The sequence below is a fragment of the Planctobacterium sp. R6 genome (assembly GCF_055755215.1).
Map to the genome: position 1 here is coordinate 56,775 of NZ_JBVTQY010000003.1, position 10,887 is coordinate 67,661.

14 protein-coding genes are annotated in these 10,887 nt (G+C 48.9%); 5 read left to right on the top strand and 9 right to left on the bottom strand.

The features are described from left to right. Window positions 1-9: 9 nt before the first annotated feature. Window positions 10-522 (bottom strand): phosphatase PAP2 family protein, encoded by a 513-nt coding sequence (locus tag AC0J20_RS03150; RefSeq protein WP_229530301.1) that lies wholly within the window; start codon window positions 520-522, stop codon window positions 10-12. Between the two features lie 221 nt (window positions 523-743). Between AC0J20_RS03150 and rraA the strand changes: the two genes are divergently transcribed. Together rraA and AC0J20_RS03160 are read left to right on the top strand one after the other, a co-directional pair. Then, complete coding sequence (rraA, locus tag AC0J20_RS03155; RefSeq protein ID WP_229530302.1) at window positions 744-1,229, top strand: ribonuclease E activity regulator RraA; 486 nt, start codon at window positions 744-746, stop codon at window positions 1,227-1,229. 16 nt (window positions 1,230-1,245) lie between these two features. After that, on the top strand, window positions 1,246-2,277 hold the full coding sequence (locus AC0J20_RS03160) for a formimidoylglutamase (RefSeq protein ID WP_473020572.1): 1,032 nt from the start codon (window positions 1,246-1,248) through the stop codon (window positions 2,275-2,277). A 57-nt stretch (window positions 2,278-2,334) separates the two neighbouring features. Here AC0J20_RS03160 and trxA read toward each other — a convergent pair whose 3' ends face one another. Next, window positions 2,335-2,670: a thioredoxin TrxA gene (gene trxA / locus AC0J20_RS03165; protein ID WP_229530304.1), complete on the bottom strand. Its 336-nt coding sequence runs from the start codon at window positions 2,668-2,670 to the stop codon at window positions 2,335-2,337. Window positions 2,671-2,776: 106 nt separating this feature from the next. Here trxA and rhlB point away from each other — a divergent pair, with 106 nt between their 5' ends. Both rhlB and AC0J20_RS03175 read left to right on the top strand, forming a co-directional pair. Then, on the top strand, window positions 2,777-4,024 hold the full coding sequence (gene rhlB / locus AC0J20_RS03170) for an ATP-dependent RNA helicase RhlB (protein ID WP_229530305.1): 1,248 nt from the start codon (window positions 2,777-2,779) through the stop codon (window positions 4,022-4,024). Window positions 4,025-4,038: 14 nt separating this feature from the next. Further along, a complete protein-coding gene (locus tag AC0J20_RS03175; RefSeq protein WP_473020573.1) occupies window positions 4,039-5,508 on the top strand; it encodes a Ppx/GppA phosphatase family protein in 1,470 nt (489 codons plus the stop codon). Here AC0J20_RS03175 and hemB read toward each other — a convergent pair. Genes hemB through tatA form a run of 6 tightly spaced genes read right to left on the bottom strand, consistent with a single transcriptional unit; the run spans window position 5,494 to window position 9,175 of the window. Then, a complete protein-coding gene (hemB, locus tag AC0J20_RS03180; RefSeq protein WP_473020574.1) occupies window positions 5,494-6,498 on the bottom strand; it encodes a porphobilinogen synthase in 1,005 nt (334 codons plus the stop codon). The genes AC0J20_RS03175 and hemB overlap by 15 nt on opposite strands. 25 nt (window positions 6,499-6,523) lie before the next feature. Then, window positions 6,524-7,306, bottom strand: a complete 783-nt coding sequence (locus tag AC0J20_RS03185) for a TatD family hydrolase (RefSeq protein WP_473020575.1) — start codon at window positions 7,304-7,306, stop codon at window positions 6,524-6,526. Window positions 7,307-7,318: 12 nt separating this feature from the next. Beyond that, on the bottom strand, window positions 7,319-7,855 hold the full coding sequence (locus AC0J20_RS03190; protein ID WP_229530309.1) for a hypothetical protein: 537 nt from the start codon (window positions 7,853-7,855) through the stop codon (window positions 7,319-7,321). Window position 7,856: 1 nt separating this feature from the next. Then, complete coding sequence (tatC, locus tag AC0J20_RS03195) at window positions 7,857-8,615, bottom strand: twin-arginine translocase subunit TatC (RefSeq protein ID WP_229530310.1); 759 nt, start codon at window positions 8,613-8,615, stop codon at window positions 7,857-7,859. Then, entirely contained in the window at window positions 8,616-8,924 is a 309-nt protein-coding gene (tatB, locus tag AC0J20_RS03200) for a Sec-independent protein translocase protein TatB (RefSeq protein WP_229530311.1), read from the bottom strand. A gap of 14 nt (window positions 8,925-8,938) precedes the next feature. After that, a complete protein-coding gene (gene tatA / locus AC0J20_RS03205; RefSeq protein ID WP_229530312.1) occupies window positions 8,939-9,175 on the bottom strand; it encodes a twin-arginine translocase TatA/TatE family subunit in 237 nt (78 codons plus the stop codon). A gap of 228 nt (window positions 9,176-9,403) precedes the next feature. Here tatA and AC0J20_RS03210 point away from each other — a divergent pair, with 228 nt between their 5' ends. Next, window positions 9,404-10,321: a hypothetical protein gene (locus tag AC0J20_RS03210; protein ID WP_229530313.1), complete on the top strand. Its 918-nt coding sequence runs from the start codon at window positions 9,404-9,406 to the stop codon at window positions 10,319-10,321. Between the two features lie 2 nt (window positions 10,322-10,323). On the opposite strand, the gene AC0J20_RS03215 is transcribed toward AC0J20_RS03210, so the two are convergent. Further along, window positions 10,324-10,815 (bottom strand): GNAT family N-acetyltransferase, encoded by a 492-nt coding sequence (locus AC0J20_RS03215; RefSeq protein ID WP_473020576.1) that lies wholly within the window; start codon window positions 10,813-10,815, stop codon window positions 10,324-10,326. Window positions 10,816-10,887 lie beyond the last annotated feature (72 nt).

Consider the following 10,887-nt stretch of genomic DNA (forward strand, 5'->3'; position numbering starts at 1 on the left):
CCGGTTAAATTAGGCAAGAAGATTGATACTGATAGTAGAGATGGCGACGCCAAGTGTTGCACCCGCCAGAATGTCACCGGGATAATGAACCCCTAACATAATGCGAGACAACGCAATCAGACTGGCCCAACTATAGGCCAGTACAGCGAAAGACGGATAGAAGTTGGCCAGTAATGTCGCCATTAAAAAACCCGCCGCCGTGTGACCGGACGGAAGACTGAATTTATCGGAAGGTTGTACATGAGCCATAATGTCACAGCGGAAATCACATGGACGCGCCCGTTTGAACATTTTCTTCAACATAACGTACAGGGGCAATTCCATCGCGTAGGCTAACAATCCGGTGTATAAAAACAGCGCTCCATGGCGAGGTTCAAACAGCCATAACACCAATGCCAGAATCAGATAAACATGACCATCGCCGCTTTTCGAGATGTAGCGAAACACAGTACAATCCCGTCCAGTACTCTTACTAAACAACCATTGGAACAACTGTAAATCGACGCGTGTAATCAGGTTCATCGTTTTGTTTTACCAGTCAGTTTCTGTCAATCATGCAATCGCGGTAATCTCATTACAGGCAGTCTAGCGACGATTTATTAACCTGTGGTTACACTAAAAAGACACTAATATGACAATCTTTTCGCCAACCGGAAAGAAAGCCAAAAACTCTGATTTAATAGGCCTGACAAAGCGCTTAACTTGGCGTAGACTAAGAAAAAATTGCCCTTTTGAGGTCTGACATGGAATACAACACATCTGAACTTTGTGACTTATTTGCTGACAGCATTGATGTACTGGATCCGATCTTCATCAGCTTTGGAGGCCGGAACTCCTTTGGTGGTGAAGTAACCACAGTTAAGTGTTTCGAAGACAAAGGTCTGATCGATAAAGTGGTCAATGAAAACGGGGCCGGTAAAGTGTTGTTAATTGACGGCGGCGGCTCCACCCGCAGAGCACTGCTGGATGCCATGAATGTTCAGACCGCAGTGGAAAACCAATGGGAAGGCATCATCTGCTACGGCAGTGTCCGGGACGTTGATGTGTTGGAAGATTCAGACATCGGTATTCACGCCGTGGCTTCCATACCGGTAGGCGCCGACTCCGATGATATTGGCGAAATCAACATTGCCGTGAATTTCGCGGGAGTGACCTTCTTACCGGAAGACCACATCTATGCTGACAGCACGGGCATTGTGCTGTCGCCGGAACCACTGGACATAGATTAACAGGCCGCGTTGTCAGATGAGTACCGAACTCAACTTCTATTGTCTGGATGACATCGCCTCGTTGTTAAATCAACGCGCCGGTGAAACCAAAATCGGCGAGGTGTTGTGTTTCGCACAACACACTGATTTCCACGCCTTAAAACGCGCCGGTATCGAATACGTATTGGTGGGCCTTGTGGAAGATATCGGCCCCCGCGCTAATCTGGGTAAAGGCGGTGCCCGCTATGGTTGGCAGGCGTTTTTAAATAGCTTTATTAACCTGCAACACAACGATTTTATTCCCACTGAAAAAATCGCCTTGTTAGGGGAGCTGGACTTTTCCGACTTACTGAAACGGGCGGATCAGTCAGATACTGATCTGGAAACACTGCGTAATTTATGTTGTGAAATAGACGAGCGAGTAAGCGCATTATTGCAGTCCATCTTTGATGCGCAGTTGATCCCCATCATCATTGGCGGTGGGCACAACAATGCTTATCCGATAATCAAAGCCTGCAGCACCTCAGAAGAACTACCGCTGGCAGTGGCTAATCTGGACCCCCACAGTGATTTTCGGGCTCAGGAAGGACGTCATAGTGGTAACCCATTCCGTTACGCCGCAACAGAGCAACTGCTGTCGCGTTACATGGTGCTGGGTCTGCACGAACAAAAAAACAATGAAGATGCGTTAGCGGCAATGCGCCAGCACGACTTTCGCTGGATAAGCATTCAGGATAGTCACTGGAGCAGGAAACTCAACTTTGATCAATGCCTGGAAGATTGCGCCCGCTATCTGATGCACTCCGGATTACCCATTGGGGTGGAGCTGGATGTGGATTGTCTTTCCAATATGCCAGCCAGTGCCATCACAGCAACCGGGATGCCCTATGAGGATGCGCTGTACTACGTGACGGAGATGGCCATGCTGCCCAGAGTCAAATACCTGCATCTGGCTGAAGCCGCGCCAGATATCAACTCGCCGCAAGAAATGCGCGCCGCTGGTCAAATCCTGTCAGAATTGGTGTGTGCTTTTATAAAAACCGATAATCAGAAGAAAATCAGCGAATAGGCAGGCGTTAATAGCTGTCAGTAAGTGTTGCAACAACACTTACTGACCAGCCCGAATTTATGCAACTGACTCGCTGATAAATTGCTCCAGCTGAGCACGAGACAATGCACCGACTTTAGTGCCGATGACTTCGCCATTTTTGAAAATCAACAAGGTCGGAATGCCACGAACACCGTATTTACCGGCAGTTTCAACATTATCATCGACATTCAGCTTGCCAACTGTTATCTTGCTGGCGAAATTGTCGTCTTCCGCGATAGCATTTAAGATTGGCGCGATCATTTTACATGGGCCACACCATGGAGCCCAGAAGTCTACCAAAACAGGTTTTTCTGATTTGATGACATCGCTTTCAAAACTACTATCAGACAAGGTGACTATTTTATCACTCATTAAACTCTCCACGTTAGGCTTGGGTTTCATCAAGTGAGACGAAACCAATGTTGCGCTATTCTTATAGCAACTGGATTAATATGCAAGGGTTGATAAGCAATAAGCTATGCAAACAACACATTTAACAGAGACCCACTTTTCGGATCTAAACATTCATCCGAAAATTTTAAAGGCACTTCAGGCGGCCAGTTTTGAACATTGCACGCCGATTCAGGCTCTGGCCTTACCGCAATCCCTGAATGGTCAGGATGTCGCCGGACAAGCACAAACAGGTACAGGCAAAACCATTGCGTTTCTGGTTGCAACCTTTAATCACCTGCTCACTCATGAGCAAGACAATACCGGTCAGCCCCGTGCTATCATTATGGCACCCACCCGCGAACTGGCCGTGCAGATCCACAAAGATGCAGAAATTCTGGCCAAACACACGGATTTATCGCTTGGTTTGATATATGGTGGTGAAGGCTATCAAAGTCAACTGGAAACCCTGCAAAAAGGCGTAGACATAGTCATTGGTACGACTGGCCGCATCATCGATTATTACAAACAACAGGTCTTCAGCCTGCAACACATTCAGGTCGCCGTACTGGACGAAGCTGATCGCATGTTTGATTTGGGCTTTATCAAAGACATCCGCTTTTTGTTCCGCCGCATGCCACCGGCCGTTAACCGTCTGAGTATGTTGTTTTCAGCAACGCTGTCTTTCCGCGTTCAGGAACTGGCCTATGAGCACATGGATAACCCGGTGCATGTACAGGTTGAACCTGAGCAAAAGACCGCCAGTCGCATTGTAGAAGAGCTGTTTTATCCCTCAGACAACGACAAAATGTTGTTGCTGTTAACACTGTTGGAAGAAGACTGGCCAGAAAAAGCCATCGTGTTTGCCAACACCAAACACACCTGTGAACTGGTTACAGACTGGCTAAATGCCGATAAGCATCGGGTGGGTTTGTTAAGCGGTGATGTTCCACAAAAGAAACGCCTGAATATACTGCAGGACTTCGACAAAGGTCAGCTGGATATTCTGGTGGCCACCGATGTCGCAGCCCGTGGTTTACACATCGATAAGGTTTCCCACGTTTACAACTACGACTTGCCGGATGATGCAGAAGATTACGTACACCGTATTGGCCGTACTGGCCGGGCGGGGAAAAGTGGTCACGCTATCAGTTTCGCCTGTGAAAAGTACGCCTTGAACTTGCCGGCGATTGAGACTTATATCGGCCATACAATACCGGTAACAGACTACTTCCACGATGCGTTGCTGGAAGACGTCAATGCTCCGAAAAGGCATCACCGCAAGCGCGCCCATCGTGATAAACGTCACAACCAAAAGCGCCATAACAACAGGTAAATTGCCTTAGCCCGATGCCAAACGACATGCTCGAAAACACCTATGCCGCCGTCGACCTTGGTTCCAACAGTTTTCACCTGTTGGTCGTAGAAAACACCAAAAACGGGATTCGCATCAGGAACCGGGTAAAACAAAAAGTCCGTTTGGCCTCAGGGCTTAATGAGCAACAAGAATTAGATCAGATCAGTATGCAACGGGGCTGGGATTGCCTCGCGATCTTTGCCCAGCAACTACAGCACATTCCCGCCGCCAACATTGTGGTTGTTGCCACAGCCACATTGCGTCTGGCGCAAAATCGCCAGGACTTTCTGCACCAGGGTGAAAAAATCCTTGGCCACAAAATACAGGTGATCAGCGGCGAAGAAGAAGCCAGACTGATATTCAACGGTGTTACCAGTGATCAAAAGCCCAATCAGACTTCGCTGGTAATCGATATTGGCGGCGCCAGTACTGAGCTGGGCTGGGGCAAAGGCAATCAGGCCAAAGCATTGCAAAGCCTGAACATGGGCTGCGTCACCTGGACCAACAAATGGTTTGCTAACAATCAACTCAACGCCGAAGGCTTTAAGCAGGCAGTTGCCGCGGCCAAACAGGTGATAGCGCCGGTGCTGGATGAGTTTCGCGATCTCAAGGTGGATGATTGTCTCGGTGCTTCAGGTACACCTCAGGCTATCGTAGAAATTCTCAGTGCCCAAAACCTGCCCGCCATCATCACATTGCCCTTTTTACACCAATTAGCACAAGCCTGTTGTTCCGCCTGGCATCTGGACAACCTGAAAATTAACGGGTTGCAGGAAAGTCGCAGAGCGATCTTTCCGGCCGGACTGGCAATTTTAATCGCCTTATTTGAATCCCTGAATATCAAAGAAATGCACCTGGCACAGGGAGCACTGCGGGAAGGAGTACTGGCCACTATCCTGCCCACGCCCTTTAACCGCACTCAGGAAAAAGTGCTGGCCCTGTTTCGCATTGATGAAAGTCAGGCGCACCGGGTCTACCGCTGTTGCCAGCAAATCCTGGCCAACTGTCAGCCTGAGCCAGGCCTGAGCAAGATGAAGCAAAAAGTATTGCAAAATGCTTGTTTACTGCATGAAGCCGGGCAAATGGTGAGTTTTAAAAATCACCAGCAACACAGTCGCTACCTTATCCAGCATACCAACATGGCCTGGCTAAACTTTGAAGAAAAACAATTGATTGCCAGGGTGGTCAGCTCTAATCCCAATACAACCCACAGCGACGGGGTAAGTATTAAAAGCAACGAGCACCAGATAAACCTGCTGATCCGCACCTTGAGACTGGCCATCATTCTGTGCAGTCAACGCCTCGACAATCGCTTTATGGTGCCGGATATCAAGATAAACGACAGTCACTGGCAACTGCAGTTTAACCGTGGCTATCTGGCCAGCAATCCGTTGCTGGAACATTTACTGAAAGAAGAGCAAAGCAGCATAAAGGCCGTTAACTGGCAGTTAGGCTTTGAGTAAGCTGGCCGCCTCTTTGGCAAAATAGGTTAAAATACCATCGGCACCGGCCCGCTTAAACGCCAGCAAGGATTCCAGTATCGTGGCATCCCTGGCTAACCAACCGTTGGCAAATGCCGCCTGGTGCATAGCGTATTCACCACTGACCTGATAGGCAAAAGTTGGCACTGCCAGCTCTGACTTGCAACGACGCACGATGTCCAGATAGGGCATACCGGGTTTAACCATCACCATGTCGGCCCCTTCCTGAATATCCAGCGCAATCTCCCGGATAGCTTCATCTGAATTGGCCGGGTCCATCTGATAACTCTTTTTGTCCGCCCCTTTTAGATTGGCCGCCGAACCCACCGCATCACGAAAGGGTCCATAATAATGTGAGGCATATTTCGCTGAATAAGCCATGATGCAGGTATTAATGTGGCCCGCCGATTCCAGTGCCTGCCTGATGGCACCAATTCGCCCATCCATCATGTCAGAAGGCGCAACAATGTCTGCGCCCGCCTCTGCATGCGACAAAGCCTGGCGCACCAGTGCCTCAACGGTTTCATCGTTTAACACGTAACCGGAGGCATCGATTAAGCCGTCCTGCCCGTGGCTGGTGAAAGGGTCCAGGGCAACATCAGTAATTACCCCAAGCTCGGGAAAGGCAGTTTTTACCGCCCGCACTGTGCGTTGCGCTAAACCTTGCGGGTCCCAGGCGGCTTCAGCGCCGTCGCTTTTGGCCGATTGTGGCGTCACCGGAAAAAGCGCAATCGCCGGGATACCCAATTCCACCAATGTGGCACACTCTTCCAGCAACAAATCAATGGATAATCGTTCAATACCCGGCATAGAAGGTACAGCTTCTTTTTGCTGCTCGCCTTCCAGTACAAACACCGGGTAAATCAAATCCTTAACACTGAGTTGGTGTTCACGTACCAAATCTCGGCTAAATGCCTGGCGGCGTACTCTGCGCAATCGCGTCGCAGGAAATTCAGAATGGGAAAATGGCATAAGCTCTCCTGGTTAATGACAGGTACTAATTTAAGGCGAAACCCAAAAGTGTTTGTGCATTGTGCGTGGCAGCACGGGCAACTTCTTCTACAGAAATTTGTTTTAGATCAGCGACAGTTTCTGCGATATGGGGCAGATAACAGGGTTCATTGCGTCTGATTTTACCTGGCAAGGTTTTCGGGGTAAGAAAGGGCGCATCGGTTTCCAGCAGCAGTCGTTCTAATGGCAGGTGTTTTACCGCTTCCTGCAAGTCTTGTCCGCGCCGGGGGTCACACACCCAACCGGTGATCCCGATATACAGACCCAGTGCCAGATATGCTTGCATCTGGGCAGGGGTACCGGTGAAACAATGGGCCACACCGCGCAAACGGTTCACCGCAGACAGCATCTTAATCTGTTCATCGAATGCGTCGCGCTCATGCAAAAACAGGGGCAGGTTTAACTCGGTCGCTAATTCTATCTGTTGCTGAAACACGCTTAGCTGTGCTTCCCTGGGCGAAAAATTACGGTTGAAGTCCAGGCCGCATTCTCCGATGGCAAGCACTTTGTCGTCACGGGCTAAGTGGCGCAGTTGCGCAATAAAAGTTTCGGAGACATTGGCGGCATCGTGGGGATGCACTCCGGCTGTCGACCAACAATCGGGATAGTTGTTGCAGATGTTCAGCGCTGCGGCGCTTTCGGCCTCCGAGGTGCCGGTAAGCAGAAGGCCCTGCACTCCCGCCTCTTTTGAACGCGCAAGGACCTGCTGCAAATCATCGTTAAAGCGGTTGTTAGTAAGATTAACGCCAATATCAAACAAAGGGGACACAGGTTCCCCTCGTTAACTTAGACGCTTGACTAACAAGGTCTTGTTCTGACCGTTTTTCTTCAGATAAAACGAGCCCATAAAGCCACGGCTGATCACCACAGTATCACCCGCCGACAGTCGGAACTGTTCCGAATCCATTTGCTTCCAGACCTGTCCGTCAGACAGGGTGATTATCAGCTTGCCATAAGGATCTTCATCTACCTTGCCGACGATAGATGTTTGTTCTGATGCCTCGGCTTTTTTCTCCTTCAATACTTCCAGTTCCAGACCAAAGGTATTTTCTGGCATGGCAGAATTATCACTGGCTACCGGGGCGTATGTTTGGCCCTGTACCGGCGCTGCAACCGGGCGTTTGGCATAAAACTCCGCCAGTTCTGAATCTTCCAGATTGTTGGCCCGTTGTGCCAGCTGGTCGTAACACACCAGTCTTTTCAGGGAATTACTGATAACCCGGCATTTGTCCACGGCCTCGGCTAATGTTTCTGCTTGTAAATTAAAACTCATCAGTTGCAGTGCGATGGCAACCAGCGCGAATCGAGTTAATTTCATATTATTTCGCTATCCTTTTTTCTTCTTCGTCAAGTTCAGAGCTTTCTCTGGCGTTTGCGTATAGACCACCGATCATGACACCAAGTTCAAATAAAAGCCACATAGGTAATGCTAACAGGGTTTGCGAGATGGGATCGGGAGGTGTCATTAACATGCCCACGACAAAGACCCCGACAATCACATAAGGCCGCTTTTCTCTGAGACTTTCTGCGGTAGTAAACCCGGTCCAACAGAGTAATATAATGGCGATTGGGATCTGAAACGAGACGCCAAAGGCGAAAAACAGTTTCAGAATAAAATTTAAGTAGCTGTTGATATCGGTGCTGATCACCACCCCTTCAGGCGCAACCCCGATAAAAAATGGAAATGCCAGCGGAAAAATTACAAAAAAGGCAAAGGCGATACCCGCGTAAAACAACAGCGTACTGGACAACATCAAAGGTGCCACCAGCTTTTTTTCATTTTGATATAAACCCGGCGCCACAAACGCCCACATCTGGTAAAGCACATAGGGAATGGCAATAAAAAAAGACAACACCAGGGTGAGTTTAAAGGGGGCAAAAAAGGGACTGGCCACATCTGTAGCAATCATTTGCGCCCCTTCAGGCATAACGCTGAGTAAAGGCTCAGACATCAGGGAATACAAGTCCTGCGCAAAATAAGCAAGGCAGATAAACACCAGCAGCACACTAAAAACCGCTTTTAACAGTCGGTTGCGCAGCTCCACCAGGTGGTCAATTAATGTGGTGGCTTCGGACATCTATTGATTCGATTCTTTTTGATAGGGCTTGTTAACGGATTGTGCCGCAGCTTTTAGCTCGTCAACACTCTCCTGCAGTTCCGGCGACAGGTTTTTGAGTTGCTGTTCTTCGGCTTTTTTCAGGTTTTCATGCAGTTCCTGAATGCGAACCTGCTGTTCAATTTCCTGGCGAAAGCCATTGGCGACATTCTTAATATTACGGATAGTGCGACTGGTGGAGCGAATAGCACCGGGCAACCGCTCCGGGCCCAGCACCAGGAGCGCGATCACGCCAATTACCAGCAGCTCCCAAAATCCGATATCAAACATGACTTATGGCCTGATTATTCAGCGTTCTGCTTTTCTTTGGATTGCGTCGTTTGCTGTTTATTTGACTGATCCTGGACACCTTCCGGCTCTTTGAAGTCCGCATCGGGTTTATTTTCGTCAGTGACAGCACTTTTAAAACCTTTTACCGCAGAGCCCAAATCCGAGCCCAAACTTCTCAGTTTCTTAGTTCCGAAAAGCAATACCACAATCGCTAATATAATCAGCAACTGTACCCAACTGATGCCACCCATGAGATGTCTCCTGAAATTTTTTAAGCATTATACCCAATCAACCCACAAATGCAGAGAGTCAGACGGGTTTTTATTGACGGTTTCTCAAATATCTTTGTGTTTGATAGTTGCCGTTGCAGGCAGTTATAGACCACACTTAGTGTATTGAGGTAATTTTTCATTATTGTTTAATGAACCCATTATCAACTATTTAGATAGCAAAAAGACAGTGGAAGGTTGAGCAGATTGTTGCAAAAAGTAAATATCGCCCTGGTAAGTGCCCTGTTGTATATGCCGTTAGCTTATGCGGACCCGGAACAGCAATGGTGGGACTCACTACATAAAAGTGTCACGGGGTCCGTTAATGACACCGCCGTTTGGCTGGATGATTTTTTTGCAGACGAGAACTTTGTCGTCAATGAGGAGCCCAAAGGTGGTGCCCGGATAAGCCTTGGCTGGGAACCCCGCAGCCGGGATATCGCCGAATTTGAAACCAAAATCAGGCTCAAATTTAAATTGCCCAACCTGAAAAATCAGGTGGATCTGGTATTCAGTGATTACGATGAAGACCTGGAAAGAGCCCCGGTTAAGGCCGCCCAAAACGATGTGTTATCACGGCAAAATCGCTTTAACCTGGCATTGAAGTGGACCCAGAAACAAACCGAAGATAGTCAGTGGTCCCATCGCATCGGTATTGGTCGCAAAGCGCAGCCCTATGCCCGCTCACGCTATGCCGCCCGGGGCGAACTGACCGAGACCCAACGCTATCGCTGGGAAGCCGCAGCCTATTTCTACAGTCACGATGGCTTTGGCAGTCACCTGGGACTGCAACTGGAACAAGATTTGTTTAACAGCGCGGTGCTGCGCCTGGACAACAACTTTTTTTATCGCGACGAAAGTAACGACTGGCTGTGGCAGCACAACCTTTACAGTATGCACCGGCTGGATGAAAAATCCGCCTTGATCACCGGATTTTACGTAGAAGGTTTAAGCCAACCGGATTACCGCGTAGAAGAATACCTGGTGAGCAGCCGTTGGCGTAAAAATGCCGTTCGGGAATGGTTGTATTTTGAAGTTGAACCCTTCATTTTATGGCGCAGAGACGAACACTTTAGCGCTTCTTACGGCCTGGCATTGCGGGTAGAAGGCTTCTTTGGCAATTATTAGCCCTACCCGTTTTTGTGTAGCCTTTCCATTAAAGTTGCACTGTCGCCATATCCGGCGGCCACCGACAGCCCCTTTTTAGCCTGAAACCCTTGTCGTTGCCAGAACCCTTCGGAGTCCTGCACTGCAACCAGGCGTACCGCGTTGACCTTTTTTGCCTTAATGGAATCCCAAAATGCGGCCAGCAGGGCCTTTCCATATCCCATGCCTTTTTGTGCTGAATCAATCGCCAGGTCATGGAGAAATATATAGTCATCGCAATAAGCCGGAGCCAGAGTCTGATGCAATGTTGGGGGTTTTTCCTCTCCCCATGGATGAGACAGCAAATATCCCACCAGACGACTACCAGCCAGACACACAAAGCAGGTGCCTTTGGAGTGCCGTACTTTATCCTGCAAAACGTTCAGGGGTTCGGGTGACACATCAATATAAACGCGCTCCTGAACCGCCAGAATTGCAGGCCAGTCAGTGTCTTGTATTTTGCGTATAATCATCATTCGGTGCCAATAGTCAGTGGTAAAGTCAGCGTGATATCAAGGCCAGACAGGACGTTAACCACCTACATCCGA

Excerpts from the sequence above, each read along its gene's own strand:
- AC0J20_RS03150 (WP_229530301.1), bottom strand. The coding sequence starts at position 522 with ATGAACCTGATTACACGCGTCGATTTACAGTTGTTCCAATGGTTGTTT.
- rraA (WP_229530302.1), top strand. The coding sequence starts at position 744 with ATGGAATACAACACATCTGAACTTTGTGACTTATTTGCTGACAGCATT.
- AC0J20_RS03160 (WP_473020572.1), top strand. The coding sequence starts at position 1,246 with ATGAGTACCGAACTCAACTTCTATTGTCTGGATGACATCGCCTCGTTG.
- trxA (WP_229530304.1), bottom strand. The coding sequence starts at position 2,670 with ATGAGTGATAAAATAGTCACCTTGTCTGATAGTAGTTTTGAAAGCGAT.
- rhlB (WP_229530305.1), top strand. The coding sequence starts at position 2,777 with ATGCAAACAACACATTTAACAGAGACCCACTTTTCGGATCTAAACATT.
- AC0J20_RS03175 (WP_473020573.1), top strand. The coding sequence starts at position 4,039 with ATGCCAAACGACATGCTCGAAAACACCTATGCCGCCGTCGACCTTGGT.
- hemB (WP_473020574.1), bottom strand. The coding sequence starts at position 6,498 with ATGCCATTTTCCCATTCTGAATTTCCTGCGACGCGATTGCGCAGAGTA.
- AC0J20_RS03190 (WP_229530309.1), bottom strand. The coding sequence starts at position 7,855 with ATGAAATTAACTCGATTCGCGCTGGTTGCCATCGCACTGCAACTGATG.
- tatC (WP_229530310.1), bottom strand. The coding sequence starts at position 8,615 with ATGTCCGAAGCCACCACATTAATTGACCACCTGGTGGAGCTGCGCAAC.
- tatB (WP_229530311.1), bottom strand. The coding sequence starts at position 8,924 with ATGTTTGATATCGGATTTTGGGAGCTGCTGGTAATTGGCGTGATCGCG.
- tatA (WP_229530312.1), bottom strand. The coding sequence starts at position 9,175 with ATGGGTGGCATCAGTTGGGTACAGTTGCTGATTATATTAGCGATTGTG.
- AC0J20_RS03215 (WP_473020576.1), bottom strand. The coding sequence starts at position 10,815 with ATGATGATTATACGCAAAATACAAGACACTGACTGGCCTGCAATTCTG.